The following is a 22,394-nucleotide window of genomic DNA, read 5'->3' on the forward strand; positions in this document are numbered from 1 at the left end:
AACAAACATACAAAAAATGGAGTGCCTCACAACAGAGCAAGCCAAAAAAATCAACAAGCAGAGTCTTGCAGATAAGTACAATTGCACCCGAGCCTACGTCGGTTTGGTGCTGTCCGGACAACGAGCCGCCAATACCGAAATGGCGCGAGCCATTCTCACAGACGCCCACGCAATCATCAAGGTATTGGAAGGTATCAACCCCGAAAAGGAACAGACACATGTTTGAGACCTACGAAAATACATTGTGTGTTCATGGGGGATGGCTCTATCGCGAAGCCAAAGTGATGAGCAAGGTCAACTACGACAACTATGTCCGTCGTGGCCCTTTTCAAGTCCTTCGTAAAGGATTCGGACGAAAACCTGCGCTGATCGCATGGGTCAGCCTGCCCAACAAATACCGGGATGAAATCATTGAAAAGTACGGGGATCCGGTCGACCGGTCCTATGGAATCAAAGTCATGGACTTTCTGGAGCGGGATCCTAAAGCCATCGAATTCTATGCCAATTACACGCTGGAAAACGGGACCGCTATTCCTGAGGACATTCAACATCGTTATGCTGTTGAAGCGGCTATTTTGGGCGGTGCCCGCCGGCTTATCAATGATCGGATCCTTCGCACTCGAACTCTTGGATCCGGAGGTTTGACAAAGACATGGAAGAGCCTAGCCGAGATCATTCACCAACTGCCCCGCCACACCTGGCCGCACTCTTTGCCGAAAAACTACCGCAGCCTGCAACGCAAGTATCGCGCCTTTGTAAAACATGGATATGAGTCACTTATCCACGGCGGGCATGGACACAAGAACAGTGAGAAACTCTGCGATAAGGCCAAACAGTGGGTGCTGGCACAATGGGCTCAGCACGTTCAAAAGGTGGCCTCGCTACCGCAGCTGCTAGACCAGTACAACGAATACGCCATCATGGAGGGCCTTAAAGCGATCAAAGAGGAGAAAACCCTCTACAACTACCTCTATTCCCCTGAAATCAAGTCTATGTGGTACGGCCATAGATATGGCGAACTCAAAGCCAAGGAGAAATACTCCTACCAGCATTCTACCAGTCTGCCCTCGATGCGCGACTCGCTTTGGTACAGCGACGGCACCAAGTTAAACCTTTACTTCCAGGACGAAAAGGGCAAGATGTCCACCTGCCAGGTATACGAAGTGATGGATGCCTACAGCGAGGTACTACTAGGCTACCATGTGAGTCCAACAGAGGATTTTGAGGCGCAATATTTTGCCTATAAAATGGCTGTTAAGAATGCCGGTCACCGGCCCTATGAGATCCGGATGGACAACCAGGGCGGACACAAGAAGCTCCAGGCCGGTAATTTCCTTACCAAAGTCTCCCGCCTGGCCATTCGCACTCAACCCTACAATGGTAAGTCCAAAACCATTGAAAGTGCCTTCGGACGATTTCAGTCTCAGGTGCTCAAGCGCCTATGGTATTTCACGGGACAAAACATAACTGCCCGTGCCGAGGAGAGTCAGGCCAATATGGAGTTCATCCTGGCTAACGCCCATAATCTACCCACCCTGGAGGAAGCCATTGAGGCCTATGTCGAGGCACGACTGGAATGGAACAGCAGGCCGCACCACAAAACCGGACAGCCGCGATTGGACATGTACCATAATAGCGAAAACCCGAAGGCTCCTGAGATCACCCTCTTTGAAATGGTTGATATTTTCTGGATCGAGCGCCCCAAACCGGTTACCTGCACCGCATTTGGCATATCCTTCACCGAGAAAGGCCAGAAGCACACCTACATGGTCTACGGGGAGGACCGCCTGCCCGACCTGGACTTCCTCCAGGCAAACGTGGACCGCAAATTCTACATCAAGTACGACCCGGAGGATCTAAGCCTCATTTACCTCTACGAGCAAACGCCTATGGGCCTACGCTTTGTAAGCGCCGCTGAAACCAAGGTGACGGTCTCCAGGGGCAAACAAGAACAGCAGGATTGGGAGAGCTCCTACATCGCCCAGATCGGCAACCGGATCAAAGAGAAGCGTGTGGAGCGCCGGGATCGGATGGACGAGATCCTTGAGACCCAGGGGCTGCTTCCCGAGCAAAATGGACTGGTAAGCCCACATTTGAAGGGAATCGAATCGAAATCCCGCACCAAACGCAATCCGGAGATCGGTGCCCACCAAAAGGCCGTCAGTAATGCGGAGACCACCCAGAAGAGCTACCGGTCTATCTACCAAGACTTTTAACTAAATCCAAATATCCGATGATCCCTTACCAAGAGAAAAAACGAATCCACCAGGCAGTGCTTAGGCACATCGAGCGGTACGGCAGCAAGAACAAGGCTGCCAATAGCCTCAAGAATGTCTCCTCGGCAACGCTGCACCAAATCGAACACGAGATTTGGGATCAGATCGCTGACAATATGTGGCGCAATGTAGGATCCCAACTCGGCATCAGCGGAAAAAATTGGGTGATCGTTCAAACGGCCACCTTTGAGCGTATCCAGCAGCTGATGAGTGATGCGCAAGCCGATGCCAAGGTTTTTGGAATGATCGGCACGGCCGGATCCGGCAAAACCAAAGCCCTGGAGCACTACGCTTACAACAACCAGGAGGTTTTCTATATCCGTTGCGCCGAATACTGGGACCGCAAATACTTCCTCGGAGAGATCATGCGTGTGATCGGACGTTCAACCAGCGGGATGAATACCTCCCGGCTAATGGAGACCTTGGTGCACCAACTCAAACAGCGTCACCAGCCCCTACTGATTATCGACGAGGCCGATAAACTGCCCGATCACGTGCTTTGCTTTTTTATCACCCTCTATAATTCCCTGGAGGATCACTGCGGGATTGTCCTCTCGGCAACCCATCACCTGGAACACCGCATCGAGCGGGGCATCCGGTTTAACAAAAAGGGGTACCAGGAAATCTACTCGCGCCTGGGGCGCAAGTATGTGGAGATCCACCCGCCAACCTCCGAGGATGTCGTGGCCATTTGCATGGCCAACGGTGTAGAGCATCGGGATTATATCAAACAAGTGATTGATGACAGTAAAGCAGACCTGCGCCGGGTTAACCGCAAGGTGTATGCTCTGAAAAAAATCACCGAGGAAAATGAACGCGTGGCCACCGAGGCCCTGGAGATCCTCAACACATTTATCCACAAAAAGCATCTGAAGGATTACGATGCCGCCCTGGAGCTGATCAACGATACTCAGTTTGATTGGCGCGGGATCCCGCACCTATTTGAAAAGTGGAACAAGCAGAAGGTAGTAGCCGATAAAGTCAAGGAAAACGAAACCTGTGTAGCCACTTAATGATCTTTTAAGCCCTGATTGAACAATGGCCAAATTGCGGCGAGGTACCTGTGTAAACGAACTGTACATGAGAACGAGAGACATACTGGATTTTAGCGGCCCCTGGAAGGATCATATCGGTCTGCCCGAAGTAGTAGGCTCTTGGTTTGTCTATGGACACTCTGGCCACGGAAAGACGAGCTATACCACCCAACTGGCCCGGTACCTAACCGAGTTTGGAACGGTTTGGTATAACGGTCTGGAAGAAGGGGACTCCCTCTCCTTTGTCAATGCTCTGCGTCGGGCAGGTATGGAAAATGCCCCGAGCCCTTTTCTCCTCCTGGAAGACAACCTCGAGGAGCTCCGCCTTAGACTATCGCGCCGCAATCGGGCCCGCTTTGTCTTTATCGATTCCCTGCAGCTATTCGGTATCAGCTTTCAGGAGTATGAGCAGCTGCTGGCCGACCACCCGGAAACCCTTTTCATTTTCATCGGGCATGCGGAAGGGAAAAAGCCCGAGGGTCGCGTGGGGAAACGAATTGAGTACCTCTCCTATGTCAAAGTATGGGTAGAAGGGTACCGGGCCACGGCCAAGACCCGGTACGGAGGCACCGAGCCCTTTGTGATATTTCAAAAACGCGCCGAAGAATACTGGGAAAAACTGGGATAATGCGCAAGGACCAACATATATGTCAAGCCATGGGAGTGACCCTGCTGAATTATCACAATTGCAGGGAAAACTACTTTGCGCGGTGGTGCTCGCACTACGCAGAAAGTCGAGCATTGCCTATGCGGGATCTACTTCGCTCTGAGGCGCTCCATGCCTGGTTCTGCGATCAGTGGCGGCGAAAGGTCGAACTGCCCTTTTACATGGATCACCACGAATACATGGAGGCCGGACTCCAGGACTTTGGAAACTTCCAGGACCTGTTCCTTATGTACGCTGAAGAAATTGACCCTTATTTCCCAAAACCCATCCTGGAGGCTATCGCCAACAGGTATAAACTCAGATCACAGCTATGAACAAATACCAGCTGGAGGATAGAATCGAAAAGCTGCTTCGGGTATATCGATATACCCGGGATAATAACATTGGTCTTTCCGTGGGCCAACGCATTTGTTTGACCATGGAACGGGCTGCCTGCATGCGGGCAGTATCCAAGATCAAGGAGCTCGGACATGAAACAGCGGTACCTACCTACCGCATACCGGCCGAGCTCAACGAGAAGGTAGAATTTATTGACAATCAAGCCCAGAGGTATGACAGAGATCACAAAGAGCGCATTGCTCAAGCGAGCCGCTGAAATGGACCGGTGGCTGCGTCATTTCCCCGGACACCCTTTCGCAAAGGGCGTGGAAAAGTACCAGGATAGACTCCTGAAAAAAGCAAGTTTAACATCTTAACACTACCCGTATGAGTACCCAGACCAAAGCCCCTCCCGCCTCCCTGGAGGGCCTCTCCGACAAGGAGCTGCAGGCCGAGCTCGAGCGCCGCAAAAAAGAGCGCAAAGCATCCCAGGCCAGAGCCAAAAAGGAATACCTCAAAGACAAGGAGGACTTCCTGGTGCAGACCACCAGTAAGTTTCACCAGCTATCGAGCGAACTTACCCGGCTCAAACATCAAACCCTATCCGATGCCAATGCGCTTTATGAGCGCATGTATGAGCTCGACGGGAAAGAGCCCAAGGAGGTCAAATCCTTTACCCTGAAAAACGAAGACGATACCCTGAAGGTGACCGTAGAACGTCAGGAGCGATTCAGCTTTACCGATGAGGCCGTGATACACATCCAGGCCATTCAGGAAATCTTCAAGGAAAAATTCGCCGGTCGCAACAAGGGACTCTACGAGATCCTCAATAACATTCTGATTCGCAACTCGAAAGGCGAGTATGATCCGAAGCTGCTGGCCAAGGCACGTAAGCAGGTCCGGGAGCTGGGCAACCAGACGCTTATTGAGGAGTTCGACAAGCTGGACGACTGCCAGCGCGTAGTGGGATCCGCCACCTATTGCCGGGCCTACATGAAGAATGAAAAAGGCCAATGGCAAGATATCAACGTTCAATTCTCCAGCCTATGAAACCCAGAAGATTTATAGCAGCCAGCGGCAGCGTGCCTGGCGAGTATATAACTCTGCAGGCCAATGGGAGGATTTGCTTCAGTCGTGACCTCATTGACAAACTAAAACTTGCGGAAGGGGACAAAATCAGCTTCTTTGACGATGCACATGACCCCAAGGCCTTTTACCTGTCCATTTCCGATACCGGTATTTCCCCGAAGACAATCAAGAAATCGGACAAGGGAGAATATTACGTGCAGTATGGGCCCTACGTGCGCAAGGTTAAGGATGCGCATCCGGGACGCAAGGGTACCACCTACCGCTTGTGGGTACTCACCCGGGAGCCTTTCAAGAACGAAGGCCATGTGTATTACAAACTTGAATACAGGAGCTGATGGCCGTAGAGATCTACGATGACGGAGACAAAACGATCTGGGTAAATGGCAAGGAGGTCTACCTGGACGGTGACGGGAACTGGATCAGCCGGGAGGAGTTACTCCCTTCTGAGCAGGCCGCGCTCAACGACTGGATACGTAAAACAGGAAAATGAGCACCGTCCCGGAGATAGGAAACAACCCAAAAGCCTGGCGTGAGACAGCACAAAAGGTGCTGGAGCAGGCCAAGGCGCGGGAAGAAGATTTACTGGCCGCAGGAGCCAGATATGTACGTGTAGATGCAAAAACAGTAATACTCAAATCCAATGGAATTACAAAAAGCAAAAACAATGGCCCGGTGGATGCTCATCCTGCTGGTGATGTGGGTTTTCGTGACAACGATGCTGCAGAGACTTCAGTGCCCAAAGATGACCTGCACGGAGCTGCTGCTGAACATCCCGGATAGCGCCATCGGGCAGTTCGCCATCTGCAACTTTCAGTGAGGGAGGTAGGGGCAAAAAGGTCTCGGATTTCTTCGGGCAAAAAGCCATGTTTTAAAGCACTTCAAGTTCCCTCTGAGAATATTGACCTGAAGTGATAAATGGGGTCCCCGCCTGGTAACATCATAGGCCCTAAAGCATGGAAAGAATGACAGCCGGAAAGACGGCTCCGTTTTAGGGAGCGGTGACCGCCGGGAAAGACCGGCAACTGGCAGAGCACAGCACGTGGGGTGGTTGTGTGGTTTAGCAAGGTTCGATCCCTTGCCTCTGCCCAACCCTTCCAGAGAGAGGCTGTGAGTAGACGAGGGTTCGAGTTCGGTGAGTGTGAGGAAACCGAACATGTAATTAGGATCGGTTTGGCAAACTGAACCTTCTGAAGCGCCAAGTCACACCGTGAAAGCAGCCGCCCCTTCGGGGGTTTAGCAAAGAGGCCTGACAGCCGGGAAAGACCGGCATTTTTAACTAAATCCAAGTTCAATGACACCAAGCATCAATTTCAAACAGATCCGGAAAAGGATGAAGACCCCGGAGTACTGGGGCGGGTTTGATACGACCAACCCGCAACACAGGTACATCACCAGCCTGCTCCATCAACTTGGATGGACCAAGCGTATGAGCGGCCGCCCATTTCCGGTACCCGATACCAAACGCCTGGGGGAATGGTTGCAGAGTGAAAAGAGTCCGGTCCGAAAAGCCCTCCGGAAGATGAACCGTCTGGAGCTCTCCAGGATAATTGTGGCCATGGAGTCCATGGTGCAAAAAAAGTTCAAGTCATGAATCGCCTCGAGAGAATCGCCACCGATATCGGCTTTTTGATAATCGGAAGTGTATCCGCTATTCTGATGGTCCTGGCCTGTGTAGTCTTCTACGGAGTGGCCCTTTTGATGATGCCCCTTCTCATTGTTGTTTCACCCTTCTTACAACTTATCAAAAAAAATGGCCATGGACAAAATTGAATTTGGTAGCCGCTGGCGACAGATGATGGATAATCTGCAAGAATATCGTGGCCCCGAAATACAAGGGTCAAGAAATAGCTACATGTGCAGTAGCTGCGGAAACGTGGATATATATATCTATCGGGATACCGGTACCACCCCTTTTATCACAACGTGTTCTCGTTGTGATGGTGATAGTCAATCCACAATGATGCGGGACCTATTTCCTTTAGCTCCTCCAAACAGGGAATGGTATCGGCCAAAAATGACAGAAACCTTGCTGCTGAAAGGGTGGAAGCAGGAACATGTGCTCAGTGGTGGCCTATTGCACCGAACAATTGATAAACGCACCTCTATTTTTAAAATTCGACATAAGGCATGACCCCCTGGTACCTGAAAATATTACAGGAGTTCTGCCCTCACAATGAGGCCACCATTATCGTGACTCGTACCATTGTCACCTGTGAATCCTACCAGGAGCGATGCAAGGCCTGCGGAAAAATACTCTGTAGTATAACTGACTGCGCATGACACTCGGAGAAAAACTTCAATGGCTTCAGCAGACCCAAGGACAGCTGATCAAGTTCCTCCGGCATCCTGGCCAGGGTGTGGTCCTTACCCGGAAGCAACAAACCTCCCTTTGCAAGGAAATAGCCCGCCTGGAGGTTCATATCCAGCGGATCCGGGTGATGCCCCCCTGGGCCCATCAGTGGGGCTGCGATGATGTCCGGGTGATTGAAGTAGCAAGCGGGATGAATAAAAATATCCAGGGAAAACCCCTGAAATCGGTTCGCAAGGCGCCTAAAATTGAACGGAAATGGACGGAGTTAAGATAGACCTCACTTTCGAGCGCCTCAGGGCAATAAACCAGGCGCTATCCAGTCTGGAGTACCAAGTGTTTGGTGGCCGGGAAGGACGTGCTCAACAATGCATCCTCGAGGGGGTTGCCCGAAAACTGGCCAAGAAACAAATCGACAAGTTTCCAGGCAATAGCAAGCCTTTCAAAATTGAGGTGAAGTATCATGAGGCCCACGAGCTCGAGCTGTATCTGCGGTTTGTCATACGGATCAAAGGCGGGGACTACCGCGTCCAGCTGGTGGCTGATCAATTACATCAGAAACTATCATGAATGAGTTATTAACAGCCCAAGTTGTAAATCTACTAAAGAAATCAGATCAGAAACTGGTTTTCTTGGATAGCAAAATATGTCCGATCCGAACACTTGTAGGAAAATCCAAGAAAGACCGTAAAATGCGAACAATACTGAAGGGCCTGCAGGATCTCGGCATACTTGAATATTATTCTGGATTCTTTTCCCTGGCTGAACCTGGGGGATTCATGTACTGCACATCTGCAGTCTTAACCAAAGAGTTTTACAACGCCCACTGTCGCGCAGGTGAACAACTAACCCTCTTCCCAAGATGACATTCACAACATACACGGTTAAGAGCAGGAAAAACGGGTTCATCCTGGTGTTTAGGTATGACTTTAAAGGCTTTTTAAGGGCCTTTGAAATCCTCGAGGGGCAACTCAACTTTAAACAGCGTGACTGGCTCTATCGGTCTCCAAATTTTCCGACTACTGAAGAGCAAATGAAACTTTGGCAGGCAATTCTGAAGAAGAATTTCGAGATCCATAAACAAGACCCGGAGGTCACTTTTGAAGCGTTCTGGGAGGCATACGGCCTGAAAACCCGCAAGAAGGAGACGGAAGGCTTCTGGAAGAAAATGAGCCCGGGAGATCGCTTTAAAGCCCTTGCCGGGATCCGACAATACAACAATCACCTGCGCCTGCATGCCTGGAAGAACAAGGTGGACCCCATCCGCTACCTGAAGCACCGGCGATATGAAGATGAATTTTAAACTTGAATAATGAACAAAGAAAACCTTTTCGAAAAAGACAGAATTCGCCTGTTTTCCGGCCGGTATGTGGACCCGTTTAACATGGTTCTCGAGGATATTGACATCAAGGATATCGCTCATGCCCTATGTCATATCCCACGTTTTGCTGGTCACACTTTGCAATTCTACAGTGTAGCGGAACACTCCATCCATTGTGCCAACCTAGTTGCTGAAGAGTATCGCCTACAGGCGTTGTTGCATGATGCTTCGGAAGCATACCTTTTGGACATTCCCCGTCCTGTCAAGCAACGAATTCCAGAATACAGAAAGGCAGAAAACAAGATTATGGATTTAATCGCTACGAAATTCGGATTCAATTGGCCACTTGACGCTTTAGTGAAGCATGCCGATGAGTATTTGTTGGTCTGGGAATGGCGCAATGTCGTGGTGCCCGATTCATCCTTGATAAGCCATAACTACATTCATCCCCCTCAGGTAAGGGAAATGTTCCTGGAGCACTATTTTTCCTACACCCAATAACCCTTATAAATTCAATTATCAGATGAAACGCTTATTACTTCTCGCGCTACTACTGGCCAGCTGCTCCAAAGAGGAGCCCTGCCCGGAGCATGTAAGTCATTATACCCGATACCCTGGCAGCGATGTCTACCAGTTGGTGGAATCCTACCCCGGAAACGATAAGCCTGAGGACTATACTGAAGGCGAAGTCGAGCACATTTTTATTCTGGAAAACATCTGTCTATGATTCGTCAAGCCATGTTTAACGAGGACCGTACAAAAAGATTCTGGCTATATAGATCTTGGGGATGCCCCAATGAACCCTGTATTACCTTTATCGGTCTGAATCCCTCAACCGCAGACGAAAGGGAGGATGATCCGACAATAAGGAGGTGTATAGGCTTTGCCAAACGTCACGAATATGGCCACATGTATATGATTAATCTCTTCAGCACGGTAAGCCCTAAACCCACCGATATCGATAACTCAAATGAGGCGATAGTTCAAAATTTTGTAAGGTGGGGAGTACCTCTAAAACTGTCGGATGCTATAGTATATGCCTGGGGAAGTTTTTCTGCAGCAAAGGCGATTGAAAAAACTGTTGTCCCAATGTTTCCAGAGGCATTGTGTCTAGGTAAAAATCAAGACGGCAGTCCCAAACACCCACTTTACCTTCCGAATAAAACTAGGCTGGTTCCGTTTAACAGGGAGCTAACTGATGACCAAGTATAGTATATTTGAATAACCATCATGCCCCCGGGGCAACCCGGGGCTATTTCAGGCTCATGGAAATCTACAAGAATAATACAGAATACAATACCGTTGAGCTGTATGCGAAAATCAGTAGGGTGGAAATCCTTCAAATACTGTGTGTGCTCCCGATAGAAAATGGCGCTAAAATTTTGGAGAGTATTCCTCGAGGAACTACGATAACTATTCCGATTAACGAGATAAGCTTTTCACAAGTTGGACGCCTCGAATCTCAAATAATATTGAAGCAATGAGTTCACAAATAAGCTATTTTGATGATCTAAGGAATGTCGTTTGGAAGGAGATTTTGGCCTACAAAAAGGAGCATCAAGGGTTTCCGCCAGATGAGATACAAATAAATTTCGAAGATTACTACGAGTATCCTTGGGATGTAAGCCAGATCACGCATCCTGGTCACGGTATATTATTTTTTGGAATTCCCTGCAAACCCTCAAGATCTGTAGCCAAAGGGCAAGCCAGATGTCTATCAAATGACACGAGTATGGGTAGAATTGAGAAACGTTTTAAGTTCCCATTCAAATGAAAGGAGAAAAGGCGCTCCACAAGGACCTGATCAAAACCAGCATCGATATTACTGAGCCCGGCCGCCTGCGTAATTCGCTCAAGTCTCGCTTTTACGACAAAATGGCTTGCCGCTACTATTACCTCTCAAATATTTGCCGCCTGCGCTACGACGACTGCCTGCTCCAGCTGACCCTGGAGTTTGACATTACACCCACCACAATCATCAAACACCTGACCAAGCGATTGGGCATGGTGACCGAAATGGTCGAGAATCAGGTGAGCCCCTCCGAGCTCAAAAAGCGTTATCCCTGGTACGATTGGAGCGGGAGTCTCACCCCTCCTAAGGTGTGATGGATTCCCGGAAGTCGGCCGTGAAAATGATCTCCTCCACTGTGTGGGTATCCGGACGAGGGATCGGCTGTTGAGAACGCCGCTCCAGGGCATTGAATTCCCCAGTTGAGAATCCCTGCAGCTGGGATACCACTTCATCCAAGACGTCGTAATACTCCAGGGACTGGTCCCGGTCTGCCTGGGGAGTAATCGAACTGGTATTCCCCCCATAGTTGAAGCAAAGGCGTATGCGCACCTGGAGCTGACCGGCCTGCAGTGTCCGGTTCAGGTTTTGCGCCTGTGCTACCCCCAGGGTGATCAGGGCAGCCGGGAAGAGAATCGGCGGCCGCTCGAAGTTCATTTGTCCTTTGTCTTTGTCGACCCATCGAAGGGAAGCCACAAGGTCGAGCCTGTTGGAAATATCCTTGAAAATAGTCTTCATCGTTGTCGTGCGTTATAGGCCGCAATCAGTCGATCGCGTATGGCCTGGTTTAAGAATTTACTGGTACCGATAAACTGGCGCTGCGGCATTTTAAAATCAACGCTCCGTTGGTGGGCCGGTATTTTCACCGGCTTGCCTCGCCCCATAAAATTGCTGTTGGTGTATGCGCCCACTTGTCGCACACCTGTGATCCTCAGGCCTTCGTTGTGAACACGAGCGTATGGGCTTCGGGCGTTCCCTGCTGAGATCACAACCCGGTTTGGGGTTACAATAGTTGGGGCGATGGAACGCTGCAGGGTGCCACTGGCCGTGAGTATACGTCCTCGACCCCGCGATTTGCGCGATGCGTATCCTGGTGAGAGTGACGGCCAGGGGATCCCGTCCCACTCCTGGGTGACAAATCGCTCCTGGAAATACTCCGTGGCCGTTTCAGCCACAACCGTGGGAATGATCTGGGAGAATTCCCGGTCAAATCCATCAAACCAGGCATTTATACGTTGGATATCACTCATTTAATCACTACATTTACACCTCTAAAGTCTCGGTTAAGAAGGAGCCAGCACCTTGCGGATGATGGGGGCTCTGACGGCTGATAAAGACAGCGAGACGAAAACAATCCGTATAAGCTCCAGGGGTCGCCTCAGGGGCTTATTTTTTATGTACCAACAGCCCGCGCCGGATCTTGCTGATGGTTGACTTCTTCTCGGCCAGTTCAAACCAACTCACCAGGCGAATCCCCGATGGTCCGATCTTACCCCGCACCACGATGGTCGCATCCTGGAAATACCTCAGGTAGATGATATCCTCCATGGCACTGCCTTGAAGCCACACTTCATCTGGCGCCTTCATAGCCTGTTCCATGGCCATGAGCCACTCCGTGCGATGTGCACGTCGCTTGCGATCATCCCGGGTATGTCGTTGGAAGTCCTTCGCCTGGATACTCAGCGGCCGCCGATTGTAATCGAAAAGCGCCTTTTTGCCCTGGTGCTCCTGAAGGTCCCGGTAGAAAAACCTGGCATCCCCGTCAAAACGAACTGCAGGCTCTGTGGCGGCTTTTTTGGCCTTGGCATAGCTATCCAATCCGTAGTCCGAGAATCCGAGCGCATTCAGGCGCTTTGAGGCCTTCCCTTTGAATTTACGCACGTATTGCTGGTTGGCAGTGAACACTTCGGTGGCTTTGGCCCGGTTGACCCCCCAGCCGGTAGCGGCCTCCTTGCGCCCCTGGACGGATCCCAGGTAGGCATCGGCACGCCTTCGCATCTCCCGGAACTTGGAGGTGTCCACCTCATTGGCCATCCGTGGCCGAATAGTACACCGGCAGTTCCAACCATTGGGGGGGAAGATCTTGTCCCACCTGGAATCGTTGGCCGGAAGGATCAGCCCTTCGAGCAGCTGATGGGTGGGCCTAACCAGGTGGTCCCCGGCCGTGCGGTATTGCCAATAAGGAAAGACGTCGGTTTGTTTTTTCAGGCGGTTGTACAATGAGGACGCCTGGCCCGTAAGAACCGCTGTGGTATACTCGCTCTCAAGCCAGTGTCGGTTGTATGACTCTATCTGCAGGCTCGCCTGGTTGTAGAACTCTTCAAAACTGGAGGACTGCCTAAATATCTCATTGAGGCGCTGCACCTGGGCCAGGGTCTTCCCGGCAGAGAACCGAAACAGGTTCTGCTCAAAGGCCGTGAGCAGGGCGGGATCCTCTGCGCCATAGACAAAACTCGGATCAATGGCCAGGTTGAGCGTTTCGGGATTTTTCCATCCGGCGTAGAAGCCGCTGATCAGGATCCGGGAGGTGTCCCAAAAAAGCTCTGCATCAAATTGAGCCTGACCATTACTGGCAAAAATACGTCGGATCAGTCCGGCTTGGTCTATCTGCTGCTTAGCTGTCAGATTGATGCGGTGATCGGTACATGCCATGGGAATCGCCCCGGTCGTCACCGCCGGGGCTTTCACGAAAAAATTGACCAGGCCGTTTACCAGGGAATCCCGGGTTTTACGCCAAAAACTATCGGAAGGTGTCTCACTGGATAGTTCTACTTCGACCTCCTTTTCCTCCTTGCGATTTTTCGATTTCGTCTTCTTTTTTTTATCGGGAGGCTCCGGGGCATTTGGGTCCGGAGGCCGCTGGGCAACCATCTCCTGTTTTAGAGCATCGTAGTTATCCGGGCGTGGGACATCGTAGGTCTCATAGAAAAAGTCATCATCGATGGGCAGCTTCAGGTCATTACGTAGGGATTTATGGATGTCGAAACTCTCTTTTTTGGTAAGCTCCTGGGTCTCACCTTGGACAATGAAACGGCCGCCCTTGGTATCAAAACCATGCGCCTGGAGAATTCGGATAAAACGGGAATTGAGCACCTTACGCACGTAGGTGATATCGTTCTCGTGCTTGGAGTCATCCTCATCGGCATGCGTCTTGCTTTGTGCGTATCCGGAGGACGTGCTGGACTCGGTAGTCTCGGTGGTACCGAGCAGTGCTTTGGAAATTTCCCGATTGAGGAAAGCCATGAAATTCCCGTGGGCATCCCCGGTATCTTTAGCCCGATTCTCTTTGAGTTCCACCTCCGTACCTGCAGGACGTATAATACTGCCGCCGGGACCCAGACCGGTAAGGGCATCCTGCAGTGCCTTCTTGGCTTTTTCATCCACCCCGTCCCATACAGCGTCCACCAGGGGACTTCCAAAGACCTGGATAAATGCGGCCCAGTCTCCCACACCGCCGCGCTTGAGAATTTGATATGGGGCTGCCTTGAGGTAGAGGCCCAAATCTGCGACATTGCCCACTTCCATAACCGTTTTCAGGTAGATGCCCTCCCGAATATTGATACCTTCGTCCCCGATTGCATCATAGGAAATTATACCCTTCTCCACCCGGTAGTGGTACCGTGGCAAAAGTCCGGCACTCATCTCATTGGTATCATCCACCCCTTTCCAAAATTTGGGCTCTAAGATGGAATACCCCCAGAATCGCGTATTGACGATTTCCTGCAGCAATTCATCAAATCCAGTAGTGTCAATAAGTTCATTGATCTCCTCGAGCGCCTGCCCATCCTTGTCTACAAACTGCCAGTTCGCTCCTGTGACGGCATCCTTTCGCTTGCCTACCACACTCTCCACGTGCCCATCGATCTCCACATCGGCATAGAGAGAATAGAGCAATTGCCGCCTGGGGTTGATTCCTTCGGCAGAACGTAGCGCCTGCCGCCATTTGGGAATATCCTGTTCGGTGCGCATGGGTTTGCGCACATCGATCTTCTGCAGGATAATCTGCATAGGCTCCCCGGCAGGGTTCTTCTCGGGTTGCAGGCCAGATATATTGGTCTTTTTTGCCATTTAAGCGGTACTTGAGTGGTTAATAATTGGTTTCGCGGCGGGTGCGGGAACTTATTCGTAGAACGTCATAGTCTGAAGGATCCTCCTCTACTGGCAGCGGCCAATCGGGCATCGATACAATTCCGCGCTGCACATCCTTGAGCCATTTAATGGCCTCCTCGTAACGTGTTTTGCGAAGCTCCAGATCTATATCCGCATTAGCCAGGTTGATAAAGTGCCAGGCAGCAATATCCTTCAGACGCATTAGAAGAACCGGATCACGGTCTGCTGCTACTTCCGCGTACAGGCTTTGAACATCAAACCGGGACAGATAGCCTTCGGCCTCACCTTTGGCCGCATCGATAGCAGCCTGAAGTACTGCAGGTTCATTCCTTCCAATCGCAGTGATCAGCTCGGAGTACAGGTGGGTATTGAAATCATCAGGGGTCAGCATATTACCAGCGTTTAGGATTTACATAACCAGAGGATAATACCCGAATCTTTTGGGCGTTATTGCTGGTCTTTTTGTTTACAATAAATACACCACCTTCCACGGCATCCGGACCGTCATCATGGGCTCGGCTTGTAGGCGATAAAGCCAGAAACTGGGCTTCCATCACCCGCATATGCTCAGAGTCCTGCAGCTTTTTATCAAACCAGAGTTTCTCGTTACGGTTTAGCGGCTCCAATAGGGATTCGATCCGGAAGAACTTATCCGGTTTTTTCCGCACATCGGCCTTGAGCGGCAGGGTGACCCGGTGCCTATGATTGGCTTTGGCAATCTCCCGCTTTAATGTATCATCGATAGCAGGCCATTCAATCCAATGGAAGAGGGCCGTTTTTCCGGCCACCTCTTTGATCACCTCGTAATGCCAGTCAAGCATTTGAGCGGTGGTACCTTGGGCACACCGGACGAACCGCACGTGGTATTCGTCCTTGTACCGGCCTACCGCAATGGTGGCTTTGTAGTCGTTTTTCTTGCCTGATTTGTAGCTGGGATCCGTATAGACGACCAAAAAGGCGTAGCGGCTGAGTGGCGGCAGCTTTTTGTAGTTCAGGTGGTCGAATACCTGTCCCTGGGTGATCGGGTTATTGAAGTACTCCCCCTGGGCCGCATTGTAGGATATCTTCGAGAGAACCCGGTCGATCATCTTTTCGGTGTTCTTCTCCGGCCAGGTAGATTTCCCTTTTCGGTCCCGGATATTGATGACCTCGGCGCGGTCGGCAATTTTCATGGCCCGGGTAATGGTGCAGTCCTCGGCAATGATGTTTCCACAGAAGATCATCAGCAGTGGGTTGCTGATGGACCGGGTGGCATAGAAGGCACGCTCGAGCCAATCCCAATATTTTTTGACGATATCCGGGTTGCGGCAGTCCTCATCCGTATCAAAGTCATCTACCAGCAGTACGTCCGGCCGCTTTGCCTCATTGCGGGATCCTCGGGGGGACTGACCCTTTCCCAGGGCTCGGAAGGACACGCCACTGCGGGTTTTAAACTCCTCATCGCTCCAGGAACCGTGCCGGACCTGGTCGCCGTAGTCGTGAATGATTCGGTTGTTCTTCTCCAGGGACACCTTGTAAGGGGTGAGCAGCCGCACAGCATTGTCCTTGGAGTTGGAGGTCAGGATAATGGTGTGCTTCTTACCGGTAAGGGCCAACTTGAGCACCTCCATCATGGTCCGTCCGGATTTGGCCAGCTCCCGAGACCAGGCGCGCACTTCGATGAATTCCGGGTTATTCATGATCCGCCGGGTACTGCGCTTGTGGAAGGTAGCGGGCTCAGCGGTGTAGTAAGTCGGAAAATAGTATTTGAACCAGGCCTCATCGTCCTTTTCCAATCGAGCGATGCGGGCACGTTTCTCTGAAGGGGATTCCAAAAGGTTTACCGGGGCCTGCCGGTTCATCTCTTCGACGAACTCCTCCCAATCGATCAGGGCTTTTTTGTTCTCGTATCTTCCCATTTACTTAATCAGCGTTCGTACAAAGGCATCGGCCCAGGAGGTGAGCTCCAGGGCCTGGTTCGGATCGTCTTCCCGCACGAAAATGATAAAGTCCTTCAGCACGGAAAGGGCATCGGATACCGAGGTGTCAGTCTCCAGCTGGCGAATGGCAGAAGTGAGTTTGGTAATAGTGTCTGCTTCCCGACTGGTGGCGTAACGCTGGCCAGGTTCTTTTTGCTCAATGGCGTCATTGAGTTCAACTACCTGGTTGTAAAGCCGCTTGAGTTCTTCCTCCTTGGTGATGATCACTGAAGCCCGGAACTGCTTCCAATTTTCCTCCCGGACCCATTTGCTGATGGTCTGCTCACTGACCCCAGTACGGCCGGCCAGTTCCTTCTGGGTGGTTACCCCCTCCATGGTGTAAAGCAGGCGGGCAAACTCCTTTTTGCGCTGAATACTCTCCTTTGTCGGCATAGGGCAAATTTGCACCTTAAACGGTACTGGGTAAAAATCAATTTTCTATTGATAAACAAACAAGTAACCTCGGGTACCTAAAGTTTTATATAAACAGAAAGTTGAATTTTTAAGCCCGTGAAAAGGCCCTTTATTTTGCTCGTAAATCTGTCTGGAACCCTGATCATCCCAGTGCATGAAAAAGAGCAACAAGCGACTTACCCTTACTACCGAAGCCCTCAATGATAAGGGCTTCCGTGTGCGCACTTCGGGCATTGACCTTTCCCTGTTTAACAACAACCCGATTATGCTTTGGATGCACAAGCGTCCTAGTGGGGAGTCCCGGGATGAAGTATTGCCCCTGGGGAATTGGGCAGAGATCAAACTCGACGGGGCGGCCATTACAGCAGTACCGCAATTTGATGATACGGACGACTTCGCTCTGAAGATTGCCAACAAGGTTGAGAACGGCACGATCCGAATGGCCAGCGCCGGGCTCTTGCCCCTGGAGATGGAAAACGTTGACGGGCAGATCTGGCTTACCAAAAGCCGGATGATTGAGGCCAGCATTGTAGATGCAGGCAGCAACCCGGAAGCCCTGGCCGTACAGCTGTACAATGAAAAAGGGGAAATGGTTACACTTTCCCAGGCATACGAGCAATTTGACACAACAAAAATCGAACCCATGACTAAAATCAAACTATCGGCCTCAGCGGCCAAACTGTTGACCCTTTCTGAAGGGGCCGAAATGGATCCTACCGAGGTGATGCAAAAACTGGTCACCCTGGCCACCGATCAGGCTGCCAAGATCACTGAGCTCTCAACCGCCAAAGAAACAGCGGAAACCAACCTGAAGACACTCCGGGAGGAGCAGGCCACTGTTACCCTGAACAGTCTTCTGGACAAGGCCGTGGAGGATCACAAGATCACCGCCGATGAGAAGCCGCACTATCTCAAACTCGGCAAGTCCGATCTGGATAGCGTCAAAGCTATTTTGGACGCCAAACCCGCACAAAAGAGCGTAGCGGAGACCCTGGCCTCCAAGGCAGGTAAAGAAGGAGACTCTGAGCTCCTGAAGCTATCCTGGGACGAGCTTGACAAGGCGGGCAAGCTGGTTCAGCTCAAGAGCGAGAACCCGGAAGCCTTCAAAGAGAAGTACAAGGCCCGATTCAATACGGAGTACGCCGGATAGCCCCTGGGCCTTCAGGTTGCCATAAATCACAAATCAAAACGCGAATAGCAAAAGCACGAGAACCCATGAAAAACTTAACCTTCAAACCGCTGAATTTCCTGTACCTGACCCTGGTGTACTTCTTTGTGGCCACGCTGCTCTTTGAGCCCAGCGTCAGTGTGTTGGCCGCCTCGGCCGGTGCGGCATTTGTCCTGGGGACAATCTTCTCATTCGGCGACTTTGCCGGTACCCTACGGGCTATCCAGGTAGAGATCTGGCAGAATCACATCGAGGAGGAGATATTCAAGAACAACGAATTCCTACGGGCCTCCCACAATGCGGATGACAATGTTATTAACTCGAAAGTAGTCCACATACCGCAGTCAGGAGGATCGGGCAATGTTGTCAAAAACCGGACCACCCTACCGGCTACCATCCGCAAGCGTACCGATACCGACATCGTGTATCCGTTGGATGAATACACCACCGATCCGGTTCACATCCCGCACGCGGATACCAAGGAATTGTCGTATGACAAACGACAGAGTGTCCTCTCCGAGGATGTTGCCAAAATCCGGCAGGTTATTGCCAACTGGACCCTGTACAACTGGACCAACTCCCCGAACGTGGGAGCCTATTCTGCCAGTGCCATCCCCGTAGGTAACCTGGTCTATACCACAGGTGCCGCCCGGGCAGGAGTAGCCCCGGGAGCAACCGGCAACCGGAAAGCATATACTCGCAACGATCTGCAGCGTATGCAGACCAAGTTCATGCAGGAAGACCGCTGGTTGGATGGCATGATGTATTGCCTGCTTTCGCCGACAGCCCTGGCCGAGATGTTCCCGGCCGATAGCATTGTGACGGCTACCTACTCCCAGAATGTTACCGAGGAGGAGCGCCGCAAGGGAATCCTCTACAAGGCCAATGGCTGGAATATCATGTCCCGCAGCGCCGCCCTGGTAACCAAGAGCGATGACACGGTGGCGGCCCCCGGGGAAGCTGCCGCTGCCACCGACAGCGAGGCCAGCGTGTTCTGGTACAAGGAGGCTGTTGAGTTTGCCTTTGGCGGGGTAGAAGCCTTCGAGCGCCTGAGGGATCCCGAGTTCTACGGAGATATCTACTCCTTCCTGGCACGGACCGGTTCCCGGGCCCGCCGGGCGGATTACAAGGGTATCGCCCTCTTACGGGAAGAGCCGACGGCCTAAAAGACCTGAGGGGGGGACCCCTTTGGATTTGGATTAGTTAGAAAAGGATCCGCTGCCAAAGCGGTAGCGGATCTTCCCTACGGGGGTCAAAGTATGAAAAGGAGCGAGAGACAACAGATATTCAGCCAAAACGTGGCCAGGCTTATTGCCTACGCCTGGGCTGCCCTCGATATCGGTGTCACATTCGGGGAAGCTTGGCGCTCCAAGGATCAGCAAATCCTATACTACTACGGGCTGACTTTCGATGATCAGATTCGTCTTGAGCAGACCCGCAAACGGAGCTGGACCATGGATAGCCAGCATCACAAACGCCTGGCAATCGATCTGAACCACTTTATCAATGGTGGCAAAGATCTCACCTGGCGAAAAGAAGACTTGCAGGCCCTGGGCGATTACTGGGAGTCCTTGCACGAAGATAACCGGTGGGGCGGGAACTTCCCTTCACACCAGCTAGATGTACCGCACTATGAAATGCAAGATTAACCCCCATGTCAGAATACTTATCGAAAACCTGGTATTTGCTGCTATCATTATCCTTGGGGTTAGCCTCTTGCAAGAGTGCCAGCAACCTACCCCCAGTCACGCAAACTACAACAACTCAAAGGGATTCAGTCAGCACCCGGATGGAGGCGAAGGATACGGTGCTTACAGCCCGTCCGAAGGACTCAGTGAGTCTGTCCGAGGTTTTGGATCGACTGGGACCAAAGCCCACAACGAAAACCTCCGGTGGGGCTACCCTATCACTCTCCAGGAATGGCAATCAGATCGATGCCAAATGCGAGTGCGAGGAGCTCAAAGCGGCCGTTACTCTATACAAAGAAATCATCGAATTCTACCGGGAGAAGGAAACCCGGACCGACACCACTCAGACGGTGGTGGAGAAGGAAATACCCGGGTGGATGAAGCCCTTTCTCTATCTGGGAATTGTATTTGTCGTGGGGACTTTTCTCCTGGCATTTCTATACATACGAAAGCTGCCCGGCCGGATAATCTCGGGCAGTTTATGAACTCATTTAAAAGCCATTTAGCATGAGCAAAATCAATAAAGTAGCCGAATTCGTCTTTTCCCGCAACCCCAAAGCTGATAAGGTATTCATCGCAAGTGATGGCCGTGCCTTTTTCACCCAACACGAAGCGGAAGCCTTTGCTTCCCGTTTGAAGGATGGTAAAATCGAGGTTCACAGCAGAGACAAGGAAGAGGTCAAAGTCCTGGACATTCGTCACGGGGAGCAGGAGATAAAGCAGAAGGACCCGATTTTCCAGGAAAGCGATGACAAGTCCAAAAAGGAGGCCCAGCCAAATAAGTCTGCCGAGGTGATGGCCTTGGATGCCTTGAGCGCGGAAGAAATGGCGAATTACCTGGAATCCCTCACAAAACTCAAATTGCTTAAGGCCCTGGCCGAGCGCCTGGAGGTTACCGTGGAAGGGAAACAGTCCAAGGAGGCCTACCGGCAGGCTATTGCCGCCCACTTTGCTGCAGGGGCCGACACCAAGAAAAGCGATACGGATGCCACTAGCGATACTGGCGCTGCCGGTAACGAGGACAATCAGGAGGATTCCGGCGATAGCGGTGAGGATCCGAATAAGTCCGGTGATGGAGGGAAAGATCCGGCCGATCTGAAGGTAAACGATCCTGAGCAAGTATAACCATACAATAACCCATTAAAACGCAATAAATCATGCCTGCAACCAAGTATAAATACGGATTCAGTGCTTTCGTGATCGCCGATATCGACCCGGCCAATGGTGGGGCGCTGGCCGGATCCGAGGTGGATATTTTCGATGATATCTTCCGGGACACCTTTGACATGACCGAAGAAGAAGGTACCGAAACGAACCTTTACGCCGAGATGAACAACACCCCCAAAGTGGCCTTTCGTGAGCCGGGGGCCGAAACGCTCTCTTTCGAGTACATGGATACCTCGCCTGATCGTCTGAAGCTCTTCCTCGGAGGAGAGGTTAACACCGTCGGGCAGGAGAAGATCTGGAGCAAGCCCGCCAACCAGGGAATTATCTACAAGCATGTGACTATCACGCTGCTCGATGGCACCATTATGGTCATTCCCCGGGCGAAGGTGGTAGGGGCCAAGAACTTCCAGTTCCGGCGCAACAACATCTGGACCCTGGATGTGAGCCTCACGCCACTCACTCCTGAGTTCCCCGCCCTGGCACCGATGGACATCAAGGAGCCTACCGTGTAGGATGAGTCAGAAAAGTGAGAATCCTGCAGTCGAAAGACTGGCTGCAGAAACCATTTTGCACAGGGGCGTGAAGGTAAAAATTCCCGCCCCTTGGTTTATCCGGTGGATACGAAAATCGATAACGCTCAGGCTCAGGTGTCCCTCGATGGGCACTTTGATGCGCGTATCGGCTTACTACACCAGCACAGGGATCACTGATGACAAACTGGAGAAAATCACCTTCGAGCAGGCGCAGGTCCTTCTCCAAGTCCACGGGAAGTCCATCAGCAAAGCGGTGGCCGTAGCGATTTTGAATGGGTACTGGTCCGGGAAGATCCTTACAAGACCTCTGGCCCGGTACCTCCGGTGGAAAGCAACTCCCCAACAGATAATGACCTTGGCATCAGCCCTGCTCGTTTACGGGGGAGTAAAGGATTTTATGACTACTACCAGATCGGTACGGCAGATGACGATCACCCGACCAAATCTGGGCCAAAAGGATCAGGACGATCCGAAAAATCAGGGGAGTTAAGCCATACCGGCATGCATAGCCCCTGGGGAGTCATCTACCAGATCGTAAAAGAAACGGGCTGGAG

The 22,394-nt window shown here is 51.5% G+C and carries 32 protein-coding genes; 26 read left to right on the forward strand and 6 right to left on the reverse strand.

Going from position 1 to position 22,394, the window contains the following annotated elements; translation table 11 throughout:
• Positions 1-16: 16 nt before the first annotated feature.
• From AC3DKS_RS03965 to AC3DKS_RS04055, 19 genes are all read left to right on the forward strand, one after another.
• Positions 17-226, forward strand: a complete 210-nt coding sequence (locus AC3DKS_RS03965; protein WP_474730754.1) for a hypothetical protein — start codon at positions 17-19, stop codon at positions 224-226.
• A gap of 16 nt (positions 227-242) precedes the next feature.
• Entirely contained in the window at positions 243-2,216 is a 1,974-nt protein-coding gene (locus AC3DKS_RS03970) for a hypothetical protein (RefSeq protein WP_488072521.1), read from the forward strand.
• 17 nt (positions 2,217-2,233) lie between these two features.
• Positions 2,234-3,289, forward strand: a complete 1,056-nt coding sequence (locus AC3DKS_RS03975) for an AAA family ATPase (protein ID WP_474730759.1) — start codon at positions 2,234-2,236, stop codon at positions 3,287-3,289.
• 67 nt (positions 3,290-3,356) lie between these two features.
• On the forward strand, positions 3,357-3,938 hold the full coding sequence (locus AC3DKS_RS03980) for a hypothetical protein (protein ID WP_474730762.1): 582 nt from the start codon (positions 3,357-3,359) through the stop codon (positions 3,936-3,938).
• A 119-nt stretch (positions 3,939-4,057) separates the two neighbouring features.
• Positions 4,058-4,291, forward strand: coding sequence for a hypothetical protein (locus AC3DKS_RS03985; RefSeq protein ID WP_474730765.1), 234 nt, complete (start codon positions 4,058-4,060; stop codon positions 4,289-4,291).
• Complete coding sequence (locus tag AC3DKS_RS03990) at positions 4,288-4,572, forward strand: hypothetical protein (protein ID WP_474730768.1); 285 nt, start codon at positions 4,288-4,290, stop codon at positions 4,570-4,572. The genes AC3DKS_RS03985 and AC3DKS_RS03990 overlap by 4 nt, the downstream gene beginning before the upstream one ends.
• 110 nt (positions 4,573-4,682) lie before the next feature.
• Positions 4,683-5,345, forward strand: a complete 663-nt coding sequence (locus AC3DKS_RS03995; RefSeq protein WP_474730770.1) for a DUF3164 family protein — start codon at positions 4,683-4,685, stop codon at positions 5,343-5,345.
• Positions 5,342-5,719 carry a hypothetical protein gene (locus AC3DKS_RS04000; RefSeq protein WP_474730772.1) on the forward strand — a complete coding sequence of 126 codons (378 nt, stop codon included), beginning with the start codon at positions 5,342-5,344 and terminating at the stop codon, positions 5,717-5,719. The genes AC3DKS_RS03995 and AC3DKS_RS04000 overlap by 4 nt, the downstream gene beginning before the upstream one ends.
• Positions 5,719-5,874, forward strand: coding sequence for a hypothetical protein (locus AC3DKS_RS04005; protein ID WP_474730775.1), 156 nt, complete (start codon positions 5,719-5,721; stop codon positions 5,872-5,874). Before AC3DKS_RS04000 ends, AC3DKS_RS04005 begins: the two co-directional genes overlap by 1 nt.
• A complete protein-coding gene (locus tag AC3DKS_RS04010) occupies positions 5,871-6,164 on the forward strand; it encodes a hypothetical protein (RefSeq protein ID WP_474730778.1) in 294 nt (97 codons plus the stop codon). The genes AC3DKS_RS04005 and AC3DKS_RS04010 overlap by 4 nt, the downstream gene beginning before the upstream one ends.
• A 511-nt stretch (positions 6,165-6,675) precedes the next feature.
• The gene (locus AC3DKS_RS04015; RefSeq protein WP_474730780.1) at positions 6,676-6,975 is read left to right on the forward strand and encodes a hypothetical protein; all 300 of its coding nucleotides are present in this window, start codon (positions 6,676-6,678) and stop codon (positions 6,973-6,975) included.
• A 165-nt stretch (positions 6,976-7,140) separates the two neighbouring features.
• Positions 7,141-7,515: a hypothetical protein gene (locus tag AC3DKS_RS04020; RefSeq protein WP_474730783.1), complete on the forward strand. Its 375-nt coding sequence runs from the start codon at positions 7,141-7,143 to the stop codon at positions 7,513-7,515.
• 145 nt (positions 7,516-7,660) lie between these two features.
• Complete coding sequence (locus tag AC3DKS_RS04025) at positions 7,661-7,969, forward strand: hypothetical protein (RefSeq protein WP_474730786.1); 309 nt, start codon at positions 7,661-7,663, stop codon at positions 7,967-7,969.
• Complete coding sequence (locus AC3DKS_RS04030) at positions 7,951-8,262, forward strand: hypothetical protein (RefSeq protein WP_474730789.1); 312 nt, start codon at positions 7,951-7,953, stop codon at positions 8,260-8,262. The genes AC3DKS_RS04025 and AC3DKS_RS04030 overlap by 19 nt, the downstream gene beginning before the upstream one ends.
• Complete coding sequence (locus AC3DKS_RS04035) at positions 8,259-8,558, forward strand: hypothetical protein (protein ID WP_474730791.1); 300 nt, start codon at positions 8,259-8,261, stop codon at positions 8,556-8,558. Before AC3DKS_RS04030 ends, AC3DKS_RS04035 begins: the two co-directional genes overlap by 4 nt.
• Positions 8,555-8,995 (forward strand): hypothetical protein, encoded by a 441-nt coding sequence (locus AC3DKS_RS04040; protein WP_474730794.1) that lies wholly within the window; start codon positions 8,555-8,557, stop codon positions 8,993-8,995. Before AC3DKS_RS04035 ends, AC3DKS_RS04040 begins: the two co-directional genes overlap by 4 nt.
• Before the next feature lie 9 nt (positions 8,996-9,004).
• On the forward strand, positions 9,005-9,514 hold the full coding sequence (locus tag AC3DKS_RS04045) for a hypothetical protein (protein WP_474730796.1): 510 nt from the start codon (positions 9,005-9,007) through the stop codon (positions 9,512-9,514).
• A gap of 222 nt (positions 9,515-9,736) precedes the next feature.
• Positions 9,737-10,225, forward strand: a complete 489-nt coding sequence (locus AC3DKS_RS04050; protein ID WP_474730798.1) for a DUF1643 domain-containing protein — start codon at positions 9,737-9,739, stop codon at positions 10,223-10,225.
• 558 nt (positions 10,226-10,783) lie between these two features.
• Positions 10,784-11,119: a hypothetical protein gene (locus AC3DKS_RS04055; protein ID WP_474730801.1), complete on the forward strand. Its 336-nt coding sequence runs from the start codon at positions 10,784-10,786 to the stop codon at positions 11,117-11,119.
• Here AC3DKS_RS04055 and AC3DKS_RS04060 read toward each other — a convergent pair.
• The 6 genes from AC3DKS_RS04060 to AC3DKS_RS04085 all read right to left on the reverse strand — a co-directional run bounded on the left by AC3DKS_RS04060 (position 11,109) and on the right by AC3DKS_RS04085 (position 17,263).
• Positions 11,109-11,540 (reverse strand): hypothetical protein, encoded by a 432-nt coding sequence (locus AC3DKS_RS04060; RefSeq protein ID WP_474730805.1) that lies wholly within the window; start codon positions 11,538-11,540, stop codon positions 11,109-11,111. The genes AC3DKS_RS04055 and AC3DKS_RS04060 overlap by 11 nt on opposite strands.
• The gene (locus AC3DKS_RS04065; protein ID WP_474730807.1) at positions 11,537-12,052 is read right to left on the reverse strand and encodes a phage virion morphogenesis family protein; all 516 of its coding nucleotides are present in this window, start codon (positions 12,050-12,052) and stop codon (positions 11,537-11,539) included. Before AC3DKS_RS04065 ends, AC3DKS_RS04060 begins: the two co-directional genes overlap by 4 nt.
• A gap of 136 nt (positions 12,053-12,188) precedes the next feature.
• Positions 12,189-14,870 carry a phage portal protein family protein gene (locus AC3DKS_RS04070; protein WP_474730808.1) on the reverse strand — a complete coding sequence of 894 codons (2,682 nt, stop codon included), beginning with the start codon at positions 14,868-14,870 and terminating at the stop codon, positions 12,189-12,191.
• 19 nt (positions 14,871-14,889) lie between these two features.
• Positions 14,890-15,303: a phage protein Gp36 family protein gene (locus tag AC3DKS_RS04075; protein WP_474730810.1), complete on the reverse strand. Its 414-nt coding sequence runs from the start codon at positions 15,301-15,303 to the stop codon at positions 14,890-14,892.
• A 1-nt stretch (position 15,304) separates the two neighbouring features.
• Entirely contained in the window at positions 15,305-16,810 is a 1,506-nt protein-coding gene (locus AC3DKS_RS04080; RefSeq protein ID WP_474730813.1) for a hypothetical protein, read from the reverse strand.
• Positions 16,811-17,263, reverse strand: coding sequence for a YfeC-like transcriptional regulator (locus AC3DKS_RS04085; protein ID WP_474730814.1), 453 nt, complete (start codon positions 17,261-17,263; stop codon positions 16,811-16,813).
• A gap of 175 nt (positions 17,264-17,438) precedes the next feature.
• Between AC3DKS_RS04085 and AC3DKS_RS04090 the strand changes: the two genes are divergently transcribed.
• The 7 genes from AC3DKS_RS04090 (at position 17,439) to AC3DKS_RS04120 (ending at position 22,330) form a co-directional block, all read left to right on the forward strand.
• Positions 17,439-18,434 carry a phage protease gene (locus AC3DKS_RS04090; protein WP_474730816.1) on the forward strand — a complete coding sequence of 332 codons (996 nt, stop codon included), beginning with the start codon at positions 17,439-17,441 and terminating at the stop codon, positions 18,432-18,434.
• Between the two features lie 65 nt (positions 18,435-18,499).
• Entirely contained in the window at positions 18,500-19,618 is a 1,119-nt protein-coding gene (locus AC3DKS_RS04095) for a hypothetical protein (RefSeq protein WP_474730819.1), read from the forward strand.
• A gap of 93 nt (positions 19,619-19,711) precedes the next feature.
• Positions 19,712-20,101 (forward strand): M15 family metallopeptidase, encoded by a 390-nt coding sequence (locus AC3DKS_RS04100; protein ID WP_474730821.1) that lies wholly within the window; start codon positions 19,712-19,714, stop codon positions 20,099-20,101.
• Between the two features lie 203 nt (positions 20,102-20,304).
• Positions 20,305-20,625: a hypothetical protein gene (locus tag AC3DKS_RS04105; protein ID WP_474730824.1), complete on the forward strand. Its 321-nt coding sequence runs from the start codon at positions 20,305-20,307 to the stop codon at positions 20,623-20,625.
• Between the two features lie 22 nt (positions 20,626-20,647).
• The gene (locus tag AC3DKS_RS04110; protein WP_474730826.1) at positions 20,648-21,265 is read left to right on the forward strand and encodes a hypothetical protein; all 618 of its coding nucleotides are present in this window, start codon (positions 20,648-20,650) and stop codon (positions 21,263-21,265) included.
• Positions 21,266-21,297: 32 nt separating this feature from the next.
• On the forward strand, positions 21,298-21,819 hold the full coding sequence (locus tag AC3DKS_RS04115; protein ID WP_474730829.1) for a hypothetical protein: 522 nt from the start codon (positions 21,298-21,300) through the stop codon (positions 21,817-21,819).
• 1 nt (position 21,820) lies between these two features.
• Positions 21,821-22,330: a hypothetical protein gene (locus AC3DKS_RS04120; protein ID WP_474730832.1), complete on the forward strand. Its 510-nt coding sequence runs from the start codon at positions 21,821-21,823 to the stop codon at positions 22,328-22,330.
• Positions 22,331-22,394: the final 64 nt, after the last annotated feature.

Source organism: Robiginitalea sp. (assembly GCF_982776155.1).